The sequence below is a fragment of the Pseudoalteromonas sp. AS84 genome (genome assembly GCF_038900255.1).
Lineage (GTDB): Bacteria > Pseudomonadota > Gammaproteobacteria > Enterobacterales > Alteromonadaceae > Pseudoalteromonas.
The window spans coordinates 137,781-162,980 of the sequence record NZ_JBBMQY010000002.1 but is presented as its reverse complement, the minus strand read 5'-3'; the positions used below and the strand labels follow the sequence as shown (position 1 = coordinate 162,980).

The window sequence follows — 25,200 nt, the reverse complement described above, 5'->3', positions numbered from 1 at the left end:
CTCCCCTTTTGTTTTATAAAAAAATAAAAAGCGTGTGAAATACAGCTATTTCACACGCTTTTTTAAAAATTACATTTAACAGGTTTAGTCTAACCGATTTATATTTAACGGATAGTTTTGGCTACTTTACCAATACTCAAACCCTGAATTAAAATAGAAAACACCACAACCGCATAAGTCAGAGCCAACAAAATATCGCGCTCGTTCCCATCAGGTAATTGCAATACCAGAGCAACCGAAATACCACCACGCAAGCCACCCCAGGTTAAAACTTTCCATGCGCCAGATGGCAACTCTAATTGCTTATTAAATGTAGTGGTTGTTATACCCACAACAATTAAACGTGCCATTAACGCTATAAAAATAGTTAAGCCACCAGCAATAAATAAATTACTCGAAAATGCAATCATGACGACTTCAAGCCCTATGAGTACAAATAAAATGGCATTTAAAATTTCGTCAATCAGCTCCCAAAACAAATCAACGTAATGGCGTGTTTTATCGCTCATAGCCATACTACGACCATGATTGCCCACCATTAGCCCCATCATTACCATTGCAAGCGGGCCCGACAAATGCCAATGGCTTGCCAATGCATAACCACCAATAACGCCCGCTAAAGTAAGTAGTACTTCTTCTTGGTAACTATCAATACTTTTTAGTAAGTAATATAAAATACCACCTAATACCAAACCAAAAACAATACCGCCACCGGCTTCAACCGCCAGCGTGTGCGCTACATAATAAGTTGTAGGAATATCACCACTTGATAAAACACCCAATAAAAGCACAAAAATAACCACGCCTATACCATCGTTAAACAACGATTCACCCGCAATCACGGTTTCAATACTTTTAGGCGCACCCGCAGATTGTAAAATACCCATTACCGCAATCGGATCGGTTGGCGAAATTAATGCGCCAAACAGTAAACACCAAATAAACGCTAAATCAAAACCAAGCAAAGGAAGTACTAAATAAAGCGCGCCTGCAATAATAACCGTAGATAGCAACGTCCCAACGCAGGCCAAAATACCTATTGGTAATTTATAGCGTCTTAAATCGCTAACATTTACATGTAGCGCCCCTGCAAAAAGCAGCATAGAGAGCATGCCATCAAGCAAAACTTCAGTAAAATCTAACTGATCGAGCAAGCTCACTTCGTAATCTATAAGATCATCAAACCCTAAAAAGCCCAAAAATATAGCGCCGATAGATAAAAGCATCGAAATAACCATAACGCCAATGGTTGTTGGCAACCCAATAAAGCGATGGTTTACATAGGTGAGTAACGCGGTAATTGATAAAAATATCGCACTTATTTCAAGTACGCTTAGGCTGGTTCCTGGTGCCATGGTTTAAATCTCAATATTTATTTAATGATGCCTTGCTCAAAACAAACAAAGCAGAAAGGTTATTATTTTTTATACGGTTATCTCGCATTATATTCGTGTAGCCTAAACAAGCATACCCAAAATATTAATTATAAATACACACCCCACTCAATTAACGTATTTAAAGTATTAACTCACGCGTTAAATAAAACAAAAAAGCCCATGTTAGGAATTAACCTAACATGGGCTTTTTTACTCTCGCTATTTTATATCATGCTTTTTAAGTATTTTATAAAGCGCTTATCAAAGATAAGTCTTCTTTAGCGCGAGTTAAGTTATGCGATACCATTGCACTTTTAGACATTTCATTTGCTTCGTATAAATCAGCAAGGCCAGCAGTGTCGTTATTCGCTTTTAAACGAGCAACACCACGGTTGCTTAATGCGAATGACGTAAGTTGGCGTACTTTAAATTTAGGGCCATCTGCGTCTTTTAAAAGTGCGATTGCTTTAGTACAAATTGCTTCAGCTTCAGCGTAATTTTTTGACTTAACATTCAGTGCGCAGCTATTAAATGATTGCTCAAGTGGCTGTGGCGCTGTTGCAGTTTCAATAACCATTAATTTGTAATCACTTTGATCAGCCATTGCAGCAGCTGAACATGTAAGTAGTGAGCTAAGAGCGATAGTTTTGATAAGAGTAAGTTTCATGATTATTGTCCTGTTAAGTTAGTCGTACTTGTTGCCGACAACTAAACTTTAGAGAATTAACACAAAACCGACAAACGATTAAAACAAACCTAACAAGTGAATAAATCTAACCTATAGACTTTAGTCTAACACTTAGTTACCTATTAACTATATCCAGGCGATAAGAAACTGCTCATTTGATTTTTATACTTGTGGCTCTTGGGCCTTTTGAAGTATCAATTATACTAAAATTTAATCTCATACCTACTAATACGGAATCTATATCAAAACCATCTTCAAGGTCATCAATTGAGAAAAATACATCTTTACCTTTTTCCCTTCTTATAAATCCAAAACCTTTAAAGTCATTGAATGCATTTATATATCCTTGTTCTTTTGACATTTATTTTTCCCAAAAATCTTTAACCGATGGAACTAGACTATAATGCTCTTTTAATTTATTTCTCAAATTTCTAGCTAACAAAGCTTTAGTTCTTGTTAAAATTCCTAAATGATAAATTATAATATTATACCGTTTGATCACTCCCCATTTTAGGTGCTCACTTTGAGGAACTTTTAAAGCAGCATTTGACCTTTTAACAAGTTTAGCCTCCTCGTATTCATCATACTCGGGGAGTACTTCAGATAATCGCGAACGATAGTCTGAAGCTTGTGTATTACCTAACCGCCCTAATCTTGTAACTAATCCTGAGGTTTTATTCCACAATGAATGATATTCTTTACTTGTCTTGTCATTTCTACCGATTTTTTCGCAATTAAAAACTAATTGCCTAATATATTTTCGTTCTTTTTTGGGTATGTTGGGCAAGCGACTTCTAACACATAGCCCTGTCACCTCAAAATCTTTATGCATCTCAGTGCGATCTGTGATTTTAGTTTTACTAGATTTTAACCTAAGATTTTTCTTCTTAAGCATTGCAGCAACATCTTTAATTGCTTTTTCTCGAACTTTATTATCAATAGCCGTTTTAGATGAAATTGTAATGTCGTCAAGTAATCTTGTATATCTTAAACCTCGACCTCTAAGTGAACTAAATAAACGATATTCATTGTTATAAAAAACTAAATTAGCTAAGTAACTTGAAGTACACCCACCTTGAGGTAAGCAACCTCTATATGTCGTAATCACAGTTAAAATATCAACAACATCATCACTAAATCGAAAAAAATTTTTAAATATATCTCTTACAGTATCTACTTTAATGTTGGGATAAAAATCTTTTACATCAAGATTGATTAATGTTTTGCTTCGTCCATGAATTTCTGCATTTTCTACATAATCACGTTTGCAAGATGCTGTAGCTTTTAATCCACCCTGTAAATACTCCGGGAATTTGATATTTTCAAAAATTCTTGAGTTAATTCGTTTTTGGAGTTTTTTTAATTCAAATTTTGGGTCGAAAACGCTTCGGACTTTACCCGTACTAGAGTTTGGTTTAAGTGTGTGAGGGGTGTATGACTCTTCAATTTTTTTTGAGATACTCTGTAATTTACTAGTGTGTATACCAAGAGTTTTAGCAAGAACTTCTATTGAACCAATAGGCTTGCATGGGTATAAAGGCTTATCCATAAGGTACCAAAATAAAGTGAAAAAGAGAGATCAGCTATTAAATCATTTTAGAGATTGCATCCAAGATTACTGGTGCGACACTTAATAATCGAACAACCAAAGGGAAATAGTCTAAAACTAGTCCTAGTTTACCCTTTAGGCCCTGGTCATTTTGCTGTTCAGATTTATCAACATTTACTAAAATATTAATATCTGTGTTTTCATTTTTGTTCGTGTAAATAATGTGTAGTTTTAACTTATACATTTTTTGTTCCTTATTAGTTTTGACTTAATTGTCTGCCAGACCAATAAAAACGTTTACAGAAATCTTAATAATGACCTTTGGGCCGACCTCTCTAATCAATGCCAGACAACCGTCGCTTATTTTGGAGTCCTTTTGTAGCTAAAACAGCTGCAGGTCAAAAGGAACCTAAGTGCGCGGAGGCGGGTCAAGAATCAATGGTAATTTACTATTGATTCGCTCGTTAGAGCGTCGTTTTTCTGTTTAATACACGATAGAAAACAAAGCAAATGGGCGATTAGCACCCACGAATCTATATTAGTACACCTTGATTACTTATGTAAACAGTTTTTATTATTTCATTACTAAAAAGCACTAAACACCTCATTTATCACCCAAACCTATAAACTCCCTCGCCCATATGCCATAATCTAAATAATTCATTATTTTAGTAACTTGGCGTGTATTTAGGCGTTTTTAAGTTAACTACTCAGGGTTTTCAAATGGCATATCAAGAGCAAAATCAAGCAACAATCTATTGGCACGACTATGAGATAATGACATCAAGCATCTGATTTAAAACAAATAAAACAAACATTCAAAATGTTTTATACACATATATATACACAACTCTTATTCTCCGCTCTAATATGAGATTGCACGATTATGGATCTAATTCTAAAGTTCGCCTTACCCTTAATTTCAACACTTATAGCGATAGTTGCGATCTACTTTACTTGGCAGCAATCAAAGTCAAATAAACGGCACAATGAGCTATCTGTCAGACCTGCAATATGCAGTAATATTAACCTACATGTAGAAGCCTTTACATTTTCAATAACCAACAAAGGTTTAGGTCCAGCAAAAGTAGATGAATTTAAGTTTTTTTATGATGATGAACTCATCGAATACGAAGACTTCGAAACAATAATTAATGAAAAATTTCGGGCGTATTGTGCATACAAAAAACCACCAATTACCTCTACACAAAAACAAAATAGTTATATAGCTCAAGGCGAAACAATAATTATATTGGAATTACAGTTTGATGACAGAACAAGTCAACAAAGTAAAAACGAGATTGAAAGCGAAATAACATCCAAATTGACTCTAGAGTTTGAATACACATCACTCTATGATGAAACAGTCAAAGAAAAATTTAAATTCAGCACCAAAAATTAATTAGCCACAATTGGCTTTAATATACTTTTCAAATCACTTGCTGTTGATTTGTGGCCTGTAAATTCGCCCTTTGTTATTGGAGGCCCTGCTCCCTGATCTTTATGGCCGTGAGTTTCTAAACTTTGGTTTATGTCTTTAACCAGGCTTATTAAATCAAGGAGTACTTGAGCCACGTTTACTGAATTATTACCTAGCCACACTGTTGCACCTTCTACCTTTGCTAGTTCTGTGGCTTTAGCGTGGAGGGTTTTTAGTGTGGTTAGGTTCATGTTTTCGGTGGCTTCAATATCTACCTGTTTTTTACTGCCAAGTAACAGCCCTTCTAAAGCTACAATTAATGCTTTTTCACCTACTACTGTTTTCAGGGCACCCATGACTTCGGTTATTTGGTTGCCGTCTATTTTTAATGTGTCGTGCATGGCTATATTGGTATTGCGTTCATGATGATTTTCTAAACAGTTGCGCGATTTTCTTTTTGTGGTATCGCTGGTTTGGGTTATATCGCCATCAGTTGTGGTGTGCCAGTTGCCGTCGCGGCCTTGTATTTTGCTGCAGCCGTTTTGCTGTAGCGTAACATCGGTGCGTTTGTGCTCTGGCACTAAACTTTGCCATGGTAATAAACTGGTGATGACGGGATGGCTGTTTAGGCCATCAATGTATTGTATTAAACACTGCATGCCTGGCATAGGTTCGTTCAACAAACCGTGATCGGATGCTTGCCCTGTCCCGAGTGTTACTTGCTCAAATACAGGCACGGCTAATGGCTCATTTGTGAGCGGGTTGAATAGCTGTACGTCGGCCGCTTTTAGAGGCCTAAACGCGGTGCTGATTGCTGCGGCGTCACTTGGTAGGTCGTATATTTTTTCGATACGTGCAAGTTGCGGCAGGTGTTTACGCTCGTTTAACTCTGGAAAGTAGCGCTGTATTAGGCGTTTAATGGCTTGTTTGACCATCGTATGTGCATCCTGTTATTAATTAAGGTTACTTCGGTAATATGACGCCCGTTTAGCTGTATGCCTGGTCTTAATTTTGGAATGGCGATCAACTCACCGGTAGTTGAGCTTTGGGCTGTTATTGTATGCTCTGGAAAATCGTTTATTGCTGCAAGCGGCCAGCGGGAGTCGTGCCAACTGCCTACAAATATTTTGCCATCGGGGCGTTGTTGAAATATAAAATCACTAATGCCCCATGCTTTGCCTATTTGCTTTAGCGCTTCAATACCTGTGCCGCTATGGTAAAACGCGGGTATCATTTTATTTAAATAGCCGGCGTTATTTGGAGTCACAAATTCAACACCGAGCTTTGCCAATTCATCAAGCACAGCTTTGATTGTTGCATGGCGAACTACAAGGGGGGCAGTGAAACTTAATGCGCCGAGTAATTCGCGACAAGTTAAATACCAACGGCCGTTTGCCTGGTGTTTTGATTCGATAACGCCGAGAAAGTACGGGACCATATTATCTAGCGTGTAACCTAAATGCAGCTCCACTAATCCGCTTGGCACTTGCTCTGTCACTATTTCAAACTTTGCACGACCAGTGCTGGCTATATCAAGTTGTACGCTTTTAGTAACGATGCTCGTTACTGGTTTACCCCCAATTGTTAGCGTATCGGATAAGCGGGTACTCATGGCCCCTCCACTGCTGCAAATTTACTTTGTACATCGTTATTTGAAGTGACCGCTTGCGACTGTGCATTTTGGTTTGCTGTACCATCTAGCTGTTGTTGCTCACGCTCTGATACGGACTGTACTTCAATAAGTTTAAAGGTGATTTGCCATGCGCGCTTTTCTTCAAGTTCTACAGCCTTTACCTCGCCATCAAATTTGGCTTTACGTATTTTATAAGCCTCTGCCAATGCATTATTAATTGTGTAAATAATACGGGCGCCGTTTTCATCAAGTGCTTTCGCTTTGCTAATAAGCAATGCTAAAGCCCCCTCTTCATTAAGCGGTATTTTAGTGCTCACAGTTAATATGCCAGGCTTAACACCTTGATCGCTAATGAGCGCAAAACTTCCCATGCCTGACATATCGCCGCCGGCTAATTTAATACCAGCATTGACCCGCGTTTCATACCCGGGGATATTCCAGCCATCTAACGATATGCTCATAACACCTCTTTAATATGATTAAGCTCGCTTGGTTCGCCAACAAACAAACACATCGCCCAATAGTTATGCTCATTGCCTTTGCTACCAACTGAGTCGGCAACCTGCATTGCTGAGCCGGCTGTTATTAATTGCATATCGACCCCACTACTTTGGACAGTAAATTGCGCCTGATTTAATCGCTCGTCGCGTGCTTTTTTTAGCTCAACGGTTTGAGTTAATGCATCGTCAATGGTGTTTATTAATTGCTTGCCACTGTCGTTTACAGTAGCAATTTCGTCCGCTATTTGTTGCTCACGTATTGGCGTCAAGTTTTGCAATGTGTTTATTTGCCATTCGATACTTTGGCCGTCATAGGTTACGAGCTGAGTTTGCTCTAATGCGCTTTGACTTTGGCCGTATTGAGCACAGCTAATAAACTCAGGTATTGGGCAATATTCGTTTATTGTTTTTAATTTGCTAGCTAATGCTGCGGGGTCATTTGCGCTCACTGATAGCAGCAAACCATTAAAGCGTGTGGGTTTATCGGTTCGCGACGCGTCCTTGATCGCTAATGCAAGTAACTGCGCGCCCGCTTGCATTGAGCAAGGGGCGGCCGTTTGGTGATAACAAAGTACAATGTTATGCATTAGGTGCAACAGGCCATACAGCATCGTGTATATTTTCGAACTGTTGCGGTAAATCTCGTAATGCTTGGCGATACTCTGACCACACAACTTTCTGCTCTTGGGTTAAAGGCGCATCCGGCATTTGTGTCCAGTCATATTTCGAGATAAGTGCATTTCTCTTTTTACGAAGACATAATCTATCAACAGATTTTTGAAGCTCAACCTTCTGAACTTCTGTAATTAAATCTGAGCTTGCTTCAATATTACAGACTTTTTTACCGTTTAATGTTCCGCTTAATAACATAAATAATTACTCCGGTGCATAAGGAATATTGGTAATTGTATTTTGAACCGTAGGCTCATTGACGAGTTCATTAATGTAATTCACCCCCCATAACGTATTAGCCAGTACTGAGGTTCCATTCAAAGATAAATAACCATTTAATAGCTCAAATTCGACTTCTCTTAGACCAATTTTGGTTGGGAGTAAGTAATTTAAGTCACCACCGAATACCCCTTGCTCTGCACTTTCTAAATCTACAATGACCTTGCTTCGTGCAATGATCACAGCCCCGCCCCCCCAAAAACTGATGCCTCCATACTTGTCGAACTTTGCATTAATAACTAAAGACTGTTTAAAATAGCCCAATAACAAGTTCCCATAAAAAAAGACACTTCCACTGAGGAAGATAATTTCAGGTGTCGTCTCGTCAATATCTATGCTTTTAGACTGATCAATATTTTTGCTATCAGGTACGATAATTACCTTACTTGCATAACAATTTACATTGCCATCAACCACATGCTTTTGTGATCTTGATAATTTTATCGTTGCAGACTTCCCGGCAGGAATTATGTTTAAAGCATGCAATAACGTTTGAAATGGCTCCGTACTCGAGCCTGAATTTGCATTACTGCCATTAACATCAACGTAAAAAGTAACATCTCTGTCGCCTGACAAATTGTTTAAAATAGACTGCGACACAGTGCTTACTCTTTCACTTATAGCCGCAGAGTGTTTTTCTACGGCATCGGTTAGTTGTTCACATGCGTCAACAACGCGACCTAAATCTGATTCATTCATATGCTATTTTCCTTAAGTACTTGTTTTACATGACGTGTCATGGATTTAACTTGGCTCGTCACAATACTGGCTAAATGTGTGTTAATTGCATCAATTTGTGGGCTGTAATCGAACATCCACGATTGTGCAGGGATGGTGATCCGCGCTAATGCTGCAGCCGCTGCAAACTTCAATACAAACGAGCGGTTGTGTACATTGTTTACGCCCTGGCGCTTGCGTTGTAGTGGCAAGTAATCAATCGCTAGCAAAGTACCGTCTTCTGTTACTAACCCAATCCAGTTGTAGTCGAAGTCGCCAACGTCCTGCTCAAGTATGACGGCCCATGCCACGGTATTTGAATCAACATAGCCTGACGTATCAATATTGCGCCGATACACAATTTGCAAAGTGCTAGGCATGCTTTCATTGGGGTTACGCTCTGCGCTTTCATTTAAATTAGGAATGTTTGCTAACACTAATTCTTTAACATCGAGCCCTGAGTTTTGCAGCGCGCGGGTTGTGATGTAACTTTTGCCAGCGTTGGTCATAATGCCGGTGATCGCTTGGGTCATAATGGCTCCTTGGCGATACTTACACCGCCCTCTTTACTTAAAAATCCATAGTGATGATGTGCGGCAATAATATGCTGTACATCAGTAGTGATTGCTTGGGGATGTGTATTACTTACAAGGTTGTCACACCCTAGAAATTGATATAACTGCTCGAATGGCAATACGTGTTTTACATCGTGCGTAATTGCATACAGTGGTGCTTCGCAACTTTCATTTTGCAAATCAGTAAAACCATAACTGTATTGTTGCTGCGCTTTATTTTGCGTTGCTAAATGCAGTGGGTGATCAATGTGACAGCTATCCCACTGTACGTGCGTTAATCCTAAGCTCAGTGATACATCAGCTTTGTTATGCACGGTTAATTCATAACGCCTACACGTTCGCCCATACAGCTGAATAAGTTCGGGTAATAAATCGTTATTGCCTGCAAGCGTTGAGTCAGACATATCAATGGCAATAATGTCCCAATCTCGCCCATCAATGCGCTCACGTACATTGAGTACTTCTAACCCTAAGCGGTCGAAAATACTTCTTACGGATGCCATTTCGCCAGCGTCAATAGTATTAACTAATGCATGCTGTACGCGTTTTCTGTATAGCTCGATTGGCTCATCATCTAAGCGGTTTGTTAAGCGCTCCCATGCCAGAAACCCTAATACAGGCTCTTCATTTTTTAACTCGTCTTTTTGGTTCACTGCCCACATAACATAGTCGCGCGATTGCACCCAATAGCCTGTGGCCGCTTTTACAAGTTTTTCGGCGTAACCTTTATTGAGCCATGTCGCGATTTCGTTAGCCATTTGCAACCTCATTAACGGTTAGTGATGTAAGTACCGGTAACCAGTTGGCGGCGGTTATGTCGTCAATATCAAACTTGATTGATTGCAGTTCACTAAATTGTTCATGGCACTGTGTTATTAATTGGCTAATGCTGAACACAGTTTGATGCGTTACGCGTGTAGGTGCATACGCTGCATTTTGACGAAATGCGGCTTGTATAAACGTGGTTAAGTCGTCTTGAATAGCGTGGCTGTTGTCATGTAACTTATAGGTTGCGGTTATATCAAACCCGTTGGTTGCCATAGCGTAAACCATAAAGTCATCCCCTAGACCATGGTGACCTGCGGTACGAATATGTTGGTTAATGGCACTCAATAGTGCTGTTGGTACAGGGCCAACATCTAAGTAAATATACGCATCAGCCGTGCCAGGTCCACGTGGTGCATTGGTTAGAATTTCAATGTTATCTATTGGTACAGCAAAGCTAGCAATAATTTGTTTGTATACAGCATTGATATGCCAGCGGGAGGCTGTACCAAATACGTTACGAATGCGTAGGCGATAATGCTCAGTGTCTTCATCATCAGAGCCTGGCTTAATTAACCAATCATCATTGTTGGTTACGGTGATCCCTTCTTGTTGCCCAGTAAAGTATCGGTAAGCCTCTGCGGGTAAGTTATAAGCTGCACCGGTTTCATAGGCTTCAGCCAATGCATACGCAGTGCGTTGCCCTTGTTCAAAATATACATCCTGTAAAAGTATAAGCTTATACACTTTATCGCCTAGCACATCGGTTACCACGGCGGTTCCTGCCACAATGGCGCTTTCGCCCTCGTCGCTTTCGCGTGTAAACGTTAATAATCCTTGTGCTTTTACGCCCGCTTGAATAAACACATTACGTGCAGGGCCATGGCGTTCAATCAGTGCAGCTCGGCTTGCTGTCATAATGAATAAGTCAGGCATTAGCTGCGTTGCTAGCCAATTAAACAGCTGCACGACGGGCTTTGTTAGCAACGCTTCAACGGTTCGCCAAAATGGGCCAAAGGGTGAATTGTTGGCAACTTGTATGTTTTGCTCTTTTAACTGTGCTTGCCACTGCGCTTGCGCTGTTTGCTCATCCATTGGCAAACCTGCATTTTGCATTAGGGTTTTAAAGTCCACTTTGTAGGCTCCCGTATTGGCGCGTTTGCGCGGTGATACTTAATGTGCCGTCGTCATTTCGGTACACTTTTATAGTGCCAGGCTTAATCCGATTGTCTTGCTCGGTTAGTAATTCGAGCTCGGTTAAAATGGGCGCTATGCCGTTTTTATTGCGCAGACCAATCAGCTTTATGAGTAAACCGCTTTCTAAAATTCGATGCTTTATATCTTGCGCCACCACATTCGATTTACTTAATGTACTGGGTGTCAGCGAGTCATTAAGTACAAAATCATTATCCTCAACGGCTAAATCTATGTGCAGTGCAATATCAAAGTTCATCAGCTTGCTAGCTCCATCATTTGTTCAAAGCTTTGCGCTAAGTCGTCAGATTTAATCGTTAAATTGTCTATGTGCACACGCTTGCTGTTATCGCTCTCGCTTGAACTGCTCTGGCTGGTGCTGCTCGTTAGGCTTTGTAAAAACGCTGATTTTTGTACTTTGGCTTTATAGCTATTCGTGTGTTGTTGCTCAGTATTTAACGGCTCAACGCTGTACGCGTTCGCTGTGTTAGTAATTGCCTGATCTGTTTTGACCATTGCCAATCGTTGTAATGGCGCTGCACCTAGATTAAAGCGGGCGAGTTGTTCATATTTTTGACTATAAACAGGTGAATTGGCCGCGTTAGTAAAATGATTAGCTGTGCGTGTATTGCCATTTCCTATCGCTGATTGTGTTACGAACTGTGTTGATTGTGCATTGTGGCCAACATCGTTATGTGTAGCTGGGCTGCTTTGTAATAATGAGTTAGTCGCGCTGTTATTGATGTTGCCCGTTGTTGAATAAGCAGCATCGTTTGCAGCCATGGTTACTGCGCTGGTTTGTGCCAAAACCTTATTTTTTTGGTTTGTAACAATACTATTTTGTAATGCTGGGTTAACTACACTATGCGTTGTTGCGCTTGCAAAATAAGCAGCATCGTTTGCTGAAGCATTGTTATTAATAGCAGTGTTTACAGGCGCGATATTGATTAATCCATTCGTCACAGTTGAACTTACATTGCGGTTATTTAATGTGTTCGTTTGTGCCAACGCGCTATTTGTTTGCTCAATGGCATTACTGCTCTGTAATGTTGAGTTAATAGCGTTATTAGTTTGACCTTTGTCTAACTGCGTTCGATTCAAATATGTAACATCATTCACTGCAGCATAGTGGGTGCTGGCTTTATTACCGGGTACTTGGTTAGCTTTGTTGATCACAGCTTGGCCGTAGTCACGGCTGAACGCTTGATCTGCATTTTGCATGACTAAATTGCTAGGCTGAGCACGGTTAATGTTTTCGTGTGTTGAGGTCGCTTCTGTTTTTATTTTTGCCTCGGTATCGTCAATCAGACCGAGCTTTTCGAGCACCCATTTTACGCTATCAATCACCCCATTAAAGGCCGCTTTCACACTATCAAACACCGCCATTAATACTTTCCCCCATGCGGTATTTTGAAACGCAGCCACTAAGTCATCCCAGTAATAGATAAGCGCACCAACCGCCGCGATGAGCGCAATAACACCCGCTACTACCCACGTAATTGGGTTTGCCCAAAGCGCTGCATTAAACAACCATGTAGCCGCTTGGCCTGCGAGCATAACTGCTTTAAATGTACCCATGGCAATGGCCGCCGCGCCCATCGTTGCAATGAGTGATAAAAAACCCAATACACGCAACGCAATGAGTGCGCCTTGCCATAATTTAGTTATCACTGTTAAACCCATTGTGAGCGCTCCACTTGTTATCAGCGCCATTTTGTATAGGCCCATCATGAACATGACCACGCCATAAATAGAGATAAGCGCCACAATGCCCACTACAAGTGTTGCAATTACACTGGATAAAATCGGAAAACGCTCAGTTAACGAGACGATAACCGCAAAGCCTGCTGAGAGTAATTCTATAAAGGGTTCCACAACGGGAAGTAAACGACTGCCCATTGCTGTAGCGGCCGCATTAAACGAACCGCCTAATCTATCCCAAGGGCTGGCAATAATATTGGCCATTTCGATTGCTTTGGAGCTGTCTTGTACGTTTTCAAAAACGGTGATGCCGTCTTTTAGCTTATCGACTTTGGTACTCAATACATCAACGGCTTTTGCACCTTGCTTACCAAATATTTGCGTTAGCACATCGCCGCGCGCTACAGAACCCAGTGAGGATAAGCGGTTATTAATGCGCCCCAGCACTACGTCTATTGCTAGCATGTCGCCGTTATCTGTGGTTAATTTTATGCCTAATGCATCTTGTGCTTTACCAATGCCTTGTAATAATGAGGCCGCTTGCGTGCCAGCCACAGAGCCTGATTTAGCAACCAGTTGCAGTTCACCCACTAACGCGAATTGTTGAGCTGAACTTAAGCCAATGTTTGTCGCGGTCGCCCCAAGGTTTGAAAACGCGGCTTGCATTTCTGCACCGGTGGTTTTGTAAAGCTGTACGGCGGTGGCGGTTTGCCCTGCGATTTGGTTTACCCAATTCGCTTTGCCCATTTTATTGGCGGTCTTTTCGAAGATGCCATACATGGTGCCCATATAGCTGGTAATAGTGGCTGCGTCGGCTTTGGTTGCTACCGCTAGTATGTTTGACGTTTTGGTAAATTCAGATAGCTCAAACCCATTTAAACCGGCAATAGCTGATTGAATATCGTAAGCACTGCGGACGAACTCGGCCGAGTTACCCCCAAATTGAAAACCAAACTTATAAGATGTTTTAGTCAGTTGTTGCAAGGCGTCGTCGGTAACGCCCAGTGATTGCACCTCGCCCAAAGCAGCAACGTGGTCAATTGCAGGCGCGAGCGATTTAGCAAGTGCGTAACCGCCACCCACGGCCGTGGTTGCGCCGCGCATCATTTGATCTTGTGCAGCGGCGGTTTGCTGACTCAGCTGATTTATTTTAGCCATCACTTTATTAACCGGACCCGTCACTTTATCGATGATCCCGATTGAATAAGTAAGCTTGTCTAATTTGCTGAGTGTTGCCATTAATTACTCGCCGCCTAATGCTGTGCAAATACCGTTATTTACGGCTGTTACAAAGTTTTCTTGCTGTGATGTTTCAAGGTAAAGCGCCTGTGCCAAGCTCTCGTCAGTGACTGGTACATTGCCAAAGTATTTAGCGTGATATGCCAGTAACTGATCGAGCCTGCTTTTGCCTATTTGCTTGGCTCGGCTTTCGATTTTTTTACCGTAAAATTAAACTCAGGTTGGTATTCTTCAACAATGGCACCCACTAAAAACAACGCGGCACCCGGTTGCTGTACCAGCTCTTTGAGCTTTTTAGCGTCGGCTTCAACCACTGTGTTTAATAAAAAGTTAGTTGCCGGCTGCACTTTGTTATTTGGCTGAGTCGAGTTAATGTATTTGTTGTAGTCGGCGCCATTTACATTAAATGTGATTTCGCCAACGGGTGTTTCTAATGTGATTTTTTTCTCAAACGCCATGATCAATACTCTCTTTTAAATCTGCTTGTTCTAGCAGTGTGTAGGTAAAATAAGGGCCGTACTTGGCTGCTGATTGCTCACACAAAGCAATAAATTCATCAAAGTCATTGGGATTTGCAAACACCTGGCAACCGGCTGACCACTTATCAACTTGGGTTGATGTGGTTTTGCTGTTTGCACGGTGGCAATTAATACCAAAGTAACCTTGTTGTAGCTCTGCTTGGGGTGTGACATCCGTGTCTAACTCGGTGTCTTTGTTGTTGTCACGTAAAACAACAACCGGTTTATGCTGTACAAGGGCGCGATACTTGCCTTGGTGATAACCCAACGTCCATAAGCTTTTATGCTGCCCTGCAACTAGCACCGCTGTGCCGTCTATGTTCATTGGGTTTTTACGCCAGTAAATACCGGCATCTGTTGTGGCTTTATACTGCTTTAACTGCCATTCGCTGTTTTGCTGATACAACACACAAATTGCATCGTTAAACGTGTTGGCGCGGGTGTTTGTATGGCGAATGCCTATAATGTTTAGGTTTAATTCACCCTCAAATACTTTATGCCCACATGCTTGCAAGGTGCTTAGTAATGTTGTGGCAGTTAGTGTGCGAATGGCTTTAGTCATTACAAATCTCTCACTTCATCGTCAGTTAGGTATGGCACACCATTAATTTTGACAAAATCAGGGCTAGTAATCGGACACTTGATTGATGTGGTGTCTTCTTCGCCACCATCGGCTTTAATGTTTAAAATTTCGTCCAGCTGCGGCAGGCAACCAAATGCTTCAACATTCTTTTTACCTGCAGCTACTTCTGCATTAAACGCAATATCAAACGGTTCAATACCTTTCCAACTGCCTGCTTTTTCAGCTTGCGCTTGCACGATTAACCAATTTTCATGATCAAGCTTTAGTGTTACTTCGCCTTCAACATCGCCATCAATAAAGCCCTTTGGAATACCGCGCACTTTTTTAACGGTGCGCCCATCCGTAATTTTGCAAGTCGCTTCCATAACATGAACCATCGAATCACCAATGAAGATATCGAAGTCTTTACCGCCTAGTACTTTTTGCATGTTTGCGCTCCTACTCTGCGTTATCTAACATGATCCCAACAATGATGGTGTTGGGTGAATCGATTGGTTTAACTTTAAGTACGACTTGTAATGTGGTCGCATTCATAAACGTTAGGTTGATACTGTCGTCTTTTGGGGCGCGAATTAAACCAGGGAACTTATCGGCACCAATATTGATAGAGCGTGCCATGTCGCGCAGCGGTTTACCCATAATGCGTTTACCAAATTCAATCCCGGTGCTGCTGTTGTTTAAGCGACGATTTTTAACGTTTTGAATCCCAATAATGCGCACAGCACGTGCAGCCATATCAACAATGCGGCCAATTTCAATTTTTTGAAAATCACCGCCTTCAGCGTCGAGCATGTTTACATCGCCAAAATACGTACCATCAAAATCAGCATAAAACTGAGTGCAACTAAAACGCAGCGCATCAAGTGCCGCCGTGGTTGAGTTGGTTAAGGGGTTGCCGGCGGCATCTTCTGGGTGTGGCATCAATGACATTGCACCCGTAAGCACACGCATTGGGCTATCAGCAATAGTGACTGCGCTTTTACATAAACGCCCTGTTACTGCACCTAGTTCGTCACCGAATAAAAGCGGGATAACAGCCACACGATCGCCTACTACGCCATCGGTTAACGGTTGTAATGAAGTCACTAAATCAGGCCAACTTTGCTCAGCCGTTAAGCCAGGTGCTGCAAGTAAAAAGCGAACACGACGAGCAAGGCTCGATAAAATTTCAAGCGCTTTGGCTTGGTAGCTTTCAATGTCGGCTTTGCCTGTAACTGGCGTACAAATAACAATAATTTCAGGGCTAACATCCTGATCCATTGCTTTATCAATAAGGGCCATTACGTTATCGCCTGCGCCATGCGGGATGGCATAACCACTCACTAAGTCATCACCGTTGCGTTGCCATGCTTTTACTTGTGTTTTTAGTGGGGAGTCGGCGGCGCCGAACTCAACATCAAAATCACTTTGTGCATTAATAGATAAAATTTTGCCGTTGTTCTCACTCGCTTGACCGATAAACAACACACTGCGTTCAATCTGTTTCGTAGCGCCACTGCCTGTTTGTATGGCGGCAACGGTTACTTTACCTTGTGCCATGATCGTTCCTTTTGCTTTGCGCTACGCAACGTGCATAGCCTGGTTTAAAATAAAATTCATTTGCTGCTTTTCTTCGCGCTGCGTTTGCCCTAAAAATGAGCGGGCCGGCAAGTCAATTTGCCATGTACTCTTACTTGAGCTGCCCTTTAAATCACGAAGTAAAAACCCTGCTTGGTTAATGCTTAAATTCTCTGTTATCCATTTAATGCTTGGGCGTTTACTGCCCTTGCCTTTACGACGCGGTATTTTGTAACCCTCGGCTATTAATGCCCTGGCTAAATTTCGCGTGGCTGGCCCTTCTTTATTTTGTGCGGCACTGCCTTTTGGCTTGCCTGCATCTAGGCTTATGCCCACTTGGTGGGCGCGGGCTATTTTTCCGCTGTTGCCCCCTGAAAAATAAACACTGGCGTCGTTTGCACTGTGGCGAACCTTCATAAACTTTTTAAGCTTGGTGAGCATTTTCTTTTTTTTACCGTTTGCTCTGCCTTGCCATGTTTTACCTGCTAAATCCGTTTGCTTGGTGATCCGCTCTTTACTGCTTTTATTCGTTGTTCGAATAACACGACGTAATATATTGCGCCGTTTATTAGGCTTAAGTTGTAAAAACGCTAATTGGTCTTTGCTGCGCCCTTCGTCAAATTTAACGTTAAGCACGGCTTACAGTGCCTTGCAGTAAAAATGATTCAGCAACCCATAGACTTTGCTCGCCAAAGTCGTAACGGTTACCGTTTAATTCAAAGGGGCCATTGTCTGTTTGTATTAGTTCTATGTCTTCACACAACTGGTTAATAGTCAGCTCTACTTCATTGCTGTTGTCGTCGTTTACATCGGCGCTAAATTCAATATCGGTGCTGTCATAACGCCCGCCATTGTTTTGCAACCAAAACGATGCAAAGGCACAAATTAACGCAGCCGGCGCAAAGCATGGATTAATGCTGATCACACCTGAGTAATAAAACCGCGCTGCCAATAACCCGTTACCATTCATTGTTTTACTACTTGGCTCTATGCGCCCGCCTTCTATCCAGCTATCAAACTGGGTATTAAGCGCCAACTTATGCCCTTGATACTCAACACTCACTAAATGCTGTTTAAGCTTTTCAATTTTGCTTTTGCTCATAACAGCTCTACCGATAAATTAGGGCTTAGTGCTTGCAGTAAGCGCATGGCGTTTATGCTTTCGCGTTGCCAGTGTTCAAAGTTATCAATGGCTGATTGCGACTGTGCTGTTGCGTTTTCACGGTGTGTACTGCCAAGCTTGGATACCAATAAATTAGCTTTGGCTTTGCTATACACTGCATCGTTATAAAAAATTATTTGTTGTGCGTTTAATGGTGTGCCGTTAGTAAGCACAGCGCTTACTAGTTCTTGGTTTACCTCGGTCTGTGCGCGCTTTAGCTTTTCAACAAGCAGCTCACTTTTGCTGGCGTATGCTTGGGCAACGGCGTAATGCTCTATAAAATAAGCCGTGCTTAATGTCGGGTAATAGCCATTGCCTGGCACATCAACATTAATGCTTTGTAAATCTGCTTGTGGCATACCGCTTAAATTCATATTGCACCTGTAAAAACACACATTAAATTGGGTGTGGGCGCCACTTAGTCACAGGGCGTCAAACAACGAATGCTGACGAAGTGCTAAGTTGCCCACCGGCGTTGGAGCTGTTACTCGTTAACCGTTGCTTTTAATTGCTTTGTTAACTTATCGACTAAACCTTTAACCCCAGCTTTGTCGTTAATGGCTTGTGCGTGCTCTGCAAATAACAGTGCATTACCATAATTGTGTAATGCGGCATCAACCTTTGCCGCAATGGCGTACAACTTGCCGCCTACCACTTCAAGCCCGTTCCAGTCTTGGTTTTTAACGGTATTAATTAAGCCACGCAGTACATAGCTAATATCAAATAAGCCTTGCTGCTTTGATTCTGATAGGTAGTAATTTGCATCGTCATAGAGTTGGTCGATAACGAACGCAGGCCAATGCTTGGTATTAAATACCGTGGGTAGCGGTTGCTTTTGCTCAATCATAAACGGCAGGAGTTCTAGCGCCGCATCCCAGCGTTTAAGATCAACCAACCAAATAAACACCCATGCTAAAACCGTGTTCGGATGGCACTGGCCGCTTAGTCGATATTTATTGATATACCCTAAATAATCTTGGCGTTCTAACGCTTCAGACTTGTAAGTTGCTTTGTCGGCTATATCAGTAAATGTTTTTAATTGAGCTAAGTCAGATTCGATGGCTGCTGCATAAAGCTGGTACTCGGTTTGCGTAGTGATAGTGGTTGGCGCATGGGTGCTCGTGGCTGTTGCCGCGACCGTTGGCGCTTTTTCGTCAGTGCTTGTTGGTACGCTGCTTGCTGCTTTGGCTAATGATTTTTTGACTAAGCTCATTTAAAAACACTCTTTAATGTGGTTAAAAAGACCGGCTTGAAAATTGGATTAAACAAGCCGGCCAAATGGGAATTTACCGAAAATTTAAACCCAGGCGCTACCGTCTGAATTTGGTAACTTGATACTGGTTGATTCGAAATACATTACTTTTTCAAGGTCTTCTACGTAGTAGCAATCGTTTCGTGATAGGTAGTCTTCAACGCGTTTTTTCTTAGCGTTGTTTTCTACACTGGTACGCGTTGATCCCGTTTGTACGTAGTGACTTAAGTTGTCAAAGCTGGTGACTAAAATGCCACGAGCAGGGAAAAAAGGGATTTTGTATGTCATTAAACCGCCATAGGTATCAATCACCTGTTGCAGCTCAATCTTGGTTTTTTCACTTGGGGTATGTGCTTGCTTGGCGTACAGCTTATTTTTGTCTTGCGCTAAAAGCTCGTCGCCAATAATAGCCACCATGTTTGCACGTTTGTGCTCTGGAGTACCTTGCAATGCATCGTGAACCGCTTGGTCTAGGTTTTCGTAATCGCCGCCAGCACCAATACGAATTTCGCCAGCGGTTGCGCCTTCACTAATTGCGCGCTCGGGTGCATCGCGGCGAATTAGTTGTAGCCAGCCAATGTTTACATCGTTCATCATTGGATAGGCTGTAATATCTGTGGTATCAGCTACGCGCGTACCATTCCAACCAATTTTAATAATGTCGAGCGCAATAGCCTGGCGTACGTGATTACGATAACGATTATGAAAATCAGGGAACTTAGACCACTGATCCATTTTTACCCATGTGATATGAATGTCGCATTCTGTTGGGTAACAACGGTATTCACGTTTATCGAGCTTTGATACATCACGGGTTTTACGCTCTTTGGTGTCGTCAGTTTCAACGCCTGCACGACCTGTTACGCCACCGTCTACACTCATGATCACTGACTGACCAACTAAGTCGTCAACCGGTACGGTGTTGATCATCTGTAAAAATTCAGCCGATTCATAAACAGCATCATATAAGCGCTGCTCGGTTGTAGGCTCAACGTTGAACTGTTCACTCATTGATGTAACGCCGTAATTAACGGCCATGCCTGCCATAATGGCGACAAATAATTCTCTAGTTCTGGTTTTCATATTCTTTCCTGCGTTTAGCTAAGTTAAGTTGGTGATGTAATTACAAGCAGTTGCTGTATTTACCCTCATCGCCTTCGGGTTCTTCGTCGGCGTCAGTGGTATCACCCGCAGGTGTTTTCAACGCTTTAGTAAACTTGTCGTTAAGTTCACCTAATGCTGTTTTTGTTTTTAATAGCTCTTCTTTTACTTGAGCTAATTCAGTGTTTTCATCATCAGCTGGCGGCGTTTCTTCACCTTCCACTTTTGTGGTTGAAAACGAATCAAGCTTTGTGGCAAGCCCGTCTAGTTTTTTACCAAACTCACTAAGCGGTGTGCCCAGCGCATCTTTTAAGGCTGTGGCTAATTGTGTTTCGTTCATGTCGGGTTCTTCCTTTGCGAATAGTCGTTTAAAAAATGGTTTTTTAGGTGCGGCGTCGATAGGCTCACATGATCCTAAATCAACTTTTAATAAAGAGACGTCCGTGTCATCTGGCTTACTCTTACTACTGAAATGGATACGGTCGGTATAGCAACTCGCTGGGTAGTCGGTCACTGCTAAACCGGTTAGGTAGGTTTTGCCTGTGCCCATAAAATCGCGGCTAATTTCGATACTAAAATAAACAGCTTGATCTGCTTTGTTCAGCTCTACAAACCCTTGATTGGGCGCAAGCACTGCGTATAAGCACACAACGCCCTCTTCGTTTTCATAGGCTGCAACGCTTTCTACATCGCCCAACATGCCGGGAATATCTACGTTATGAAGATTTTTAGCGGCCCAGCCCGACCAGTTAAACTCGTGATCAACATTAATGCGTGCACCGTATTTACGTGGGTTGTAGGTTTCTACTATGTCGGCTACGTCTTGCTCTGATATTTCGCGGCCGTCAACGGTCATACCTACAGCGGCAATCGATAACGGTTTAGTACGTAGTTGACCTGGCATAAACAACCCTTTTTAAATATGTGCAAATTAAGCGTATTGCTTTAAAGTGATTGCAGTTTGCACCCTCTTTTTATTCCTTTCCAACGGTTTAACTTTTTGAAATTCCTATATTTAACTTTTAGGAATGGCTAGGTTTTTGACTGACAGATTAAGCGTTTTATAACGAATACACTGCCGCTATGGATTAATAAAAGCGGCGCAATAGATGGCGAACTACGGACCAGAAATACGCAAAAAAGCACAAGATTTGTATGTTGTTGAGGGCTACACGGTGGACGAAATAGCCGAGCTTGACGAGATGCCCAGTGCGCGTAGCATTCGCCGTTGGTCGGAGGCTGGCAAGTGGGAGGACATGTGCCCAAGCTATAACGCCGAAATGGCCTTTAGCAAACGCATTAATGTACTGGCCGATAAAGACGATAAAACCGATGCTGACTATAAAGAGCTCGACTTTTGCACGCGCCAGTTGTGCGCACTTAATAAAAGTAAATTAGCCCCAGCCCCAAAACTGCGCGCAAGTAATGACAACCCCGCCAACAATAACAGCGGCAACAGTCATAACGGCAATGACAAAAAATCAAAGAAGAAAAAGAAAAACGATTGCTCTGGCATTACCCTTGAAATGCTCAACGAGCTTAAAGACACATTACTTTATCCTCACCAAAAACATTGGTTTGACAACCAAGACCATCGCACCCGCTTTATATTAAAACCGCGCCAGATTGGCGCTACATTTTATTTTGCATTCGAAGCGTTTTACGATGCTGTGGTAAATGGCCGTAATAAAATATTTATATCGGCGAGCCGCGACCAAGCCGAAGTATTTAAAGCCAATATTGTGGCGTTGGTGCGTGAGCATTTTAATGTTGAACTTAGCGGCTCGCCTATGGTGCTTAATTTAGCCGGCGGTAAAACCGTTAAACTAATATTTAAGTCAACCAATGCCCGTACTGCACAATCAGAATCCGGCGATTTATATATTGATGAAGTATTTTGGATACCTAAATATAAGTCGCTGCGCGGTTTGGCGCAGGCCATGGCAACCCACAAACATTTACGCATAACGTATTTTAGTACGCCATCGGTTACCAGCCACGAAGCCTACGACCATTGGAACGGTAAATGGTACCGCAAAACAAAAGCGTGTAACGATCCTGAATTTGCTATTGATGTAAGCCATAAAAACTTAAAAACCGGCAAGTTGTGTGACGACGGTACTTGGCGACAAATGCTCACGGTTTACGATGTAGTAACCAGTGGTTTTGACCGTATAGATATTGGCGTACTTGAAAATGAATACAGCGTAGATGAGTTTAATAACTTGTTTATGTGTAAGTTTATTGATGATGCACACAGCGCGTTTAATCTTAAACAGCTTATGAACTGTGTAGGCGACTCAACCAAATGGACTGACTTTGATTTAGACTACGAGCGCCCGTTTGGCCTGCGCCCTGTTGTAATTGGTTTTGACCCTGCTCGCTTTGGTGATAAAGCAAGTGTTGCCATTTTAAGTGCGCCCATGCAGCCAGGCGAAAAGTTTTTACTGCTAGAAGCACTTGATTTAAGCGGCAACGACTTTGAAGCCATGGCAAACGAGATAAAACACCTCACCGAAAAATACAACGTTGTGCATATTGGCGTAGACACCACCGGCATTGGCTATGGTGTGTGGGAGCTTATTACTAAGTTTTACCCTAATGCTGAGCCGATTCATTACAACCCAATTATTAAAAACCGCATGGTAATTAAAGCCATTAACGTTATTCAAAACCGCCGCTTTGAGTTTGACCAGGATGCGGTAAATATTGCTAGCTCGTTCATTAATATTCGCCGCAAAGTGGTGGGCGACCAAATCACCTATGCCACAAACCGCACAGCGACAACAGGCCATGCCGATATTGCGTGGGCAATTATGCACGCCATGTTATTTGAACCACTCGACGGTAACGCCCATAGCCGTCAAACATCTGTAGGAATTGCAGCTTAATGAGTAAACCACGATTACAAGTAAGTAACGGCCAAGCGCCAAACTACAACCAACGCACAGCGGTAACCGATACGTTTAGCTTTGGCGATCCTGAGCCCTGTCTAGACAACCGGCTAACAGATTACGTTGGGGTGTTTAGTGACAGTAACGGCATTTACGCCCCGCCCATTAATTTGCAAGGCTTGGTTAAACTACTGCGCGTAAATGCCCAGCATGGGCCAATACTCTACTTTAAGCGCAACATGATTTTAAAGTGGTATAAGCCTAACCCGCTTTTAAGCCATCAAGCCCTTAGTAAGTTTGCGTTTGATTTGCTGTGGAGCGGTAACGCCTATTTGCAAATTATTAAAAATTCATTTGGGCAAGTTATTAAACTGCGCCATTTGCCTGCACTGACTATGCGTTATACCGATAAACGCGGTGTGTACGCGCAATTAAGTAACCAAAGCCATAATCCTATTTATTTTAATGAAGGCGAAATAATACACGTAAAGGAATACGACCCCGGGCAAGGCATTTATGGCATACCGCAATATTACGGCGGTATTCAGTCGGCGTTGCTTAATGAAGATGCCACATTATTTCGTCGCCGTTATTACAAGAACGGTGCGCACATGGGCTTTATATTCTCAATGGCTGACCCTAATTTAAGCGCTGACGATGAAACCGCTCTTAAAAATGCCATACGCGACAGCAAAGGCGTGGGTAACTTTAGAAGTTTGTTTTTTAATTTTCGCAGTAATAAAGCCGATGCTGAAAAAGCGATAAACATTACACCGGTGGGCGACATATCAACCAAAGACGAATTTGAGCGCATTAAAAAAATTACCCTTAACGACATGCTCAGTATGCACCGTGCGCAAGAAGCACTGAGCGGCCAATCATCTGGCGACAGCCCAGGCTTTGGCGACTTAGACAAAATTACTCGCGCCTATTACAACAACGAAGTTGTGCCCCTGCAGCAAGACGTATTAGGCATTAATAACTACTTACCTGCCGCGCAGCATATTGAATTTAAAGAGCCTGAGTATTCAGACTTAAACCCAACTACCAAGGAAGCCGCATGAGCTGGATAGATGTAACAGAGTTTATTAAACAATGGGGGCGTTTATTTATGTTGAGCTTTTTAGCAGCCGCTATTCAAATGTATTTAAGCAAAAAGCAATTTACGTTTTTTCATTACTGTATGAACGTACTCGTTGCTATTTTTGCAGCGTACTTAGCGGCTATGTTTTGTGAGTGGCGCGGCTTTGACGAAAGCCTAAAAACGGGGGTAATTGGCGTAACCGCGTATGCAGCTCCACATATTTTAGAAGGGTTCGACAAGCTAATTAAAGCGTTTAGTAAAGACCCTAAAAGCTTTCTTAAATTTATACGAGGGATTAAATAATGGGATGGTTTTCTAATATATTTACTAGCAATGTGGCTGAGCCAATTAATGCTGTGGGTAATGTGCTTGATAAGCTGTTTACTAGCGATGGTGAAAAACTTACGCTTGATATTGCAAAGCAGCGTTTAGCCCAACAACCCGCTTTAGCCCAAGCTGAAATTATGAAAGTGCAAGCACAACATCGTAGCACCTTTGTTGCAGGCGCCCGGCCGTTCTTAATGTGGGTGTGTGGTTTTGGTTTTTTATTTGCGTTTGTGATCAATCCGCTTTTGGTGTGGCTAATACCTAACATTGGTAAACCTGAGCTACCTCTTGATGCAATGATGGAATTAACACTTGCAATGCTGGGGCTTGCGGGATTGAGAACGGTAGAAAAATTAAAAGGCGCTAGTAAGTAACTAGCGCTTTTCTTTTAAGTACTTAAGTATTGTCCGATAA

Annotated in this window: 31 protein-coding genes; 5 read left to right on the top strand and 26 right to left on the bottom strand. The window is 42.1% G+C overall.

Features of this window, described 5'->3' with window-relative positions:
• Window positions 1-104: 104 nt before the first annotated feature.
• The 5 genes from WNY79_RS03170 to WNY79_RS03150 form a co-directional block, all read right to left on the bottom strand.
• The gene (locus WNY79_RS03170; RefSeq protein WP_007583286.1) at window positions 105-1,355 is read right to left on the bottom strand and encodes a sodium:proton antiporter; all 1,251 of its coding nucleotides are present in this window, start codon (window positions 1,353-1,355) and stop codon (window positions 105-107) included.
• A 268-nt stretch (window positions 1,356-1,623) separates the two neighbouring features.
• Window positions 1,624-2,043: a hypothetical protein gene (locus tag WNY79_RS03165; protein WP_170070705.1), complete on the bottom strand. Its 420-nt coding sequence runs from the start codon at window positions 2,041-2,043 to the stop codon at window positions 1,624-1,626.
• Between the two features lie 172 nt (window positions 2,044-2,215).
• Complete coding sequence (locus tag WNY79_RS03160) at window positions 2,216-2,425, bottom strand: retron Se72 family effector protein (RefSeq protein ID WP_182711595.1); 210 nt, start codon at window positions 2,423-2,425, stop codon at window positions 2,216-2,218.
• Complete coding sequence (locus tag WNY79_RS03155; RefSeq protein ID WP_342875106.1) at window positions 2,426-3,613, bottom strand: reverse transcriptase family protein; 1,188 nt, start codon at window positions 3,611-3,613, stop codon at window positions 2,426-2,428.
• A 37-nt stretch (window positions 3,614-3,650) separates the two neighbouring features.
• Complete coding sequence (locus WNY79_RS03150; protein WP_182711593.1) at window positions 3,651-3,857, bottom strand: hypothetical protein; 207 nt, start codon at window positions 3,855-3,857, stop codon at window positions 3,651-3,653.
• A 642-nt stretch (window positions 3,858-4,499) separates the two neighbouring features.
• On the opposite strand from WNY79_RS03150, the gene WNY79_RS03145 reads away from it, so the two are divergent.
• A complete protein-coding gene (locus WNY79_RS03145; protein WP_342875105.1) occupies window positions 4,500-5,015 on the top strand; it encodes a hypothetical protein in 516 nt (171 codons plus the stop codon).
• On the opposite strand, the gene WNY79_RS03140 is transcribed toward WNY79_RS03145, so the two are convergent.
• The 21 genes from WNY79_RS03140 to WNY79_RS03040 all read right to left on the bottom strand — a co-directional run bounded on the left by WNY79_RS03140 (window position 5,012) and on the right by WNY79_RS03040 (window position 21,385).
• The gene (locus tag WNY79_RS03140; RefSeq protein ID WP_342875104.1) at window positions 5,012-5,968 is read right to left on the bottom strand and encodes a hypothetical protein; all 957 of its coding nucleotides are present in this window, start codon (window positions 5,966-5,968) and stop codon (window positions 5,012-5,014) included. The two genes, WNY79_RS03145 and WNY79_RS03140, sit on opposite strands and share 4 nt — an antisense overlap.
• A complete protein-coding gene (locus tag WNY79_RS03135; protein WP_342875103.1) occupies window positions 5,941-6,645 on the bottom strand; it encodes a hypothetical protein in 705 nt (234 codons plus the stop codon). The genes WNY79_RS03140 and WNY79_RS03135 overlap by 28 nt, the downstream gene beginning before the upstream one ends.
• On the bottom strand, window positions 6,642-7,127 hold the full coding sequence (locus WNY79_RS03130) for a hypothetical protein (RefSeq protein ID WP_033040806.1): 486 nt from the start codon (window positions 7,125-7,127) through the stop codon (window positions 6,642-6,644). The genes WNY79_RS03135 and WNY79_RS03130 overlap by 4 nt, the downstream gene beginning before the upstream one ends.
• On the bottom strand, window positions 7,124-7,753 hold the full coding sequence (locus tag WNY79_RS03125; protein WP_342875102.1) for a hypothetical protein: 630 nt from the start codon (window positions 7,751-7,753) through the stop codon (window positions 7,124-7,126). The genes WNY79_RS03130 and WNY79_RS03125 overlap by 4 nt, the downstream gene beginning before the upstream one ends.
• On the bottom strand, window positions 7,746-8,036 hold the full coding sequence (locus WNY79_RS03120; protein WP_342875101.1) for a tail fiber assembly protein: 291 nt from the start codon (window positions 8,034-8,036) through the stop codon (window positions 7,746-7,748). Before WNY79_RS03120 ends, WNY79_RS03125 begins: the two co-directional genes overlap by 8 nt.
• A 6-nt stretch (window positions 8,037-8,042) precedes the next feature.
• Window positions 8,043-8,816, bottom strand: coding sequence for a hypothetical protein (locus tag WNY79_RS03115; RefSeq protein ID WP_342875100.1), 774 nt, complete (start codon window positions 8,814-8,816; stop codon window positions 8,043-8,045).
• Entirely contained in the window at window positions 8,813-9,367 is a 555-nt protein-coding gene (locus WNY79_RS03110) for a phage tail protein (protein WP_342875099.1), read from the bottom strand. Before WNY79_RS03110 ends, WNY79_RS03115 begins: the two co-directional genes overlap by 4 nt.
• A complete protein-coding gene (locus WNY79_RS03105) occupies window positions 9,364-10,167 on the bottom strand; it encodes a hypothetical protein (protein ID WP_342875098.1) in 804 nt (267 codons plus the stop codon). The genes WNY79_RS03110 and WNY79_RS03105 overlap by 4 nt, the downstream gene beginning before the upstream one ends.
• Window positions 10,160-11,308: a baseplate J/gp47 family protein gene (locus tag WNY79_RS03100; RefSeq protein WP_342875097.1), complete on the bottom strand. Its 1,149-nt coding sequence runs from the start codon at window positions 11,306-11,308 to the stop codon at window positions 10,160-10,162. Before WNY79_RS03100 ends, WNY79_RS03105 begins: the two co-directional genes overlap by 8 nt.
• Complete coding sequence (locus tag WNY79_RS03095) at window positions 11,298-11,627, bottom strand: DUF2590 family protein (RefSeq protein ID WP_007378137.1); 330 nt, start codon at window positions 11,625-11,627, stop codon at window positions 11,298-11,300. Before WNY79_RS03095 ends, WNY79_RS03100 begins: the two co-directional genes overlap by 11 nt.
• Window positions 11,627-14,308: a phage tail tape measure protein gene (locus WNY79_RS03090; RefSeq protein ID WP_342875096.1), complete on the bottom strand. Its 2,682-nt coding sequence runs from the start codon at window positions 14,306-14,308 to the stop codon at window positions 11,627-11,629. The genes WNY79_RS03095 and WNY79_RS03090 overlap by 1 nt, the downstream gene beginning before the upstream one ends.
• A gap of 170 nt (window positions 14,309-14,478) precedes the next feature.
• Window positions 14,479-14,766, bottom strand: a complete 288-nt coding sequence (locus tag WNY79_RS03085; protein ID WP_007378140.1) for a putative phage tail assembly chaperone — start codon at window positions 14,764-14,766, stop codon at window positions 14,479-14,481.
• Entirely contained in the window at window positions 14,756-15,388 is a 633-nt protein-coding gene (locus WNY79_RS03080) for a hypothetical protein (protein ID WP_182755100.1), read from the bottom strand. The genes WNY79_RS03085 and WNY79_RS03080 overlap by 11 nt, the downstream gene beginning before the upstream one ends.
• Entirely contained in the window at window positions 15,388-15,837 is a 450-nt protein-coding gene (locus WNY79_RS03075; protein ID WP_007378142.1) for a phage protein, read from the bottom strand. Before WNY79_RS03075 ends, WNY79_RS03080 begins: the two co-directional genes overlap by 1 nt.
• A gap of 10 nt (window positions 15,838-15,847) precedes the next feature.
• Window positions 15,848-16,948, bottom strand: a complete 1,101-nt coding sequence (locus WNY79_RS03070; RefSeq protein ID WP_024609307.1) for a DUF2586 domain-containing protein — start codon at window positions 16,946-16,948, stop codon at window positions 15,848-15,850.
• A gap of 21 nt (window positions 16,949-16,969) precedes the next feature.
• Window positions 16,970-17,602: a phage virion morphogenesis protein gene (locus tag WNY79_RS03065; protein WP_342875095.1), complete on the bottom strand. Its 633-nt coding sequence runs from the start codon at window positions 17,600-17,602 to the stop codon at window positions 16,970-16,972.
• Entirely contained in the window at window positions 17,595-18,068 is a 474-nt protein-coding gene (locus tag WNY79_RS03060) for a phage tail protein (RefSeq protein WP_024609305.1), read from the bottom strand. The genes WNY79_RS03065 and WNY79_RS03060 overlap by 8 nt, the downstream gene beginning before the upstream one ends.
• Complete coding sequence (locus tag WNY79_RS03055) at window positions 18,065-18,502, bottom strand: phage head protein (RefSeq protein ID WP_342875094.1); 438 nt, start codon at window positions 18,500-18,502, stop codon at window positions 18,065-18,067. Before WNY79_RS03055 ends, WNY79_RS03060 begins: the two co-directional genes overlap by 4 nt.
• Before the next feature lie 110 nt (window positions 18,503-18,612).
• Window positions 18,613-19,341: a phage terminase small subunit gene (gene gpM / locus WNY79_RS03050; RefSeq protein WP_024609304.1), complete on the bottom strand. Its 729-nt coding sequence runs from the start codon at window positions 19,339-19,341 to the stop codon at window positions 18,613-18,615.
• An 84-nt stretch (window positions 19,342-19,425) separates the two neighbouring features.
• Window positions 19,426-20,463: a phage major capsid protein, P2 family gene (locus WNY79_RS03045; RefSeq protein ID WP_342875093.1), complete on the bottom strand. Its 1,038-nt coding sequence runs from the start codon at window positions 20,461-20,463 to the stop codon at window positions 19,426-19,428.
• 40 nt (window positions 20,464-20,503) lie between these two features.
• Window positions 20,504-21,385: a GPO family capsid scaffolding protein gene (locus WNY79_RS03040; RefSeq protein ID WP_342875092.1), complete on the bottom strand. Its 882-nt coding sequence runs from the start codon at window positions 21,383-21,385 to the stop codon at window positions 20,504-20,506.
• A gap of 205 nt (window positions 21,386-21,590) precedes the next feature.
• On the opposite strand from WNY79_RS03040, the gene WNY79_RS03035 reads away from it, so the two are divergent.
• Genes WNY79_RS03035 through WNY79_RS03020 form a run of 4 tightly spaced genes read left to right on the top strand, consistent with a single transcriptional unit; the run spans window position 21,591 to window position 25,160 of the window.
• A complete protein-coding gene (locus WNY79_RS03035; RefSeq protein WP_342875091.1) occupies window positions 21,591-23,372 on the top strand; it encodes a terminase family protein in 1,782 nt (593 codons plus the stop codon).
• Window positions 23,372-24,439 (top strand): phage portal protein, encoded by a 1,068-nt coding sequence (locus tag WNY79_RS03030; protein WP_342875090.1) that lies wholly within the window; start codon window positions 23,372-23,374, stop codon window positions 24,437-24,439. The genes WNY79_RS03035 and WNY79_RS03030 overlap by 1 nt, the downstream gene beginning before the upstream one ends.
• Window positions 24,436-24,762: a phage holin family protein gene (locus tag WNY79_RS03025; protein WP_342875089.1), complete on the top strand. Its 327-nt coding sequence runs from the start codon at window positions 24,436-24,438 to the stop codon at window positions 24,760-24,762. The genes WNY79_RS03030 and WNY79_RS03025 overlap by 4 nt, the downstream gene beginning before the upstream one ends.
• Entirely contained in the window at window positions 24,762-25,160 is a 399-nt protein-coding gene (locus WNY79_RS03020) for a 3TM-type holin (RefSeq protein ID WP_342875088.1), read from the top strand. The genes WNY79_RS03025 and WNY79_RS03020 overlap by 1 nt, the downstream gene beginning before the upstream one ends.
• The last annotated feature ends 40 nt before the right edge of the window (window positions 25,161-25,200 follow it).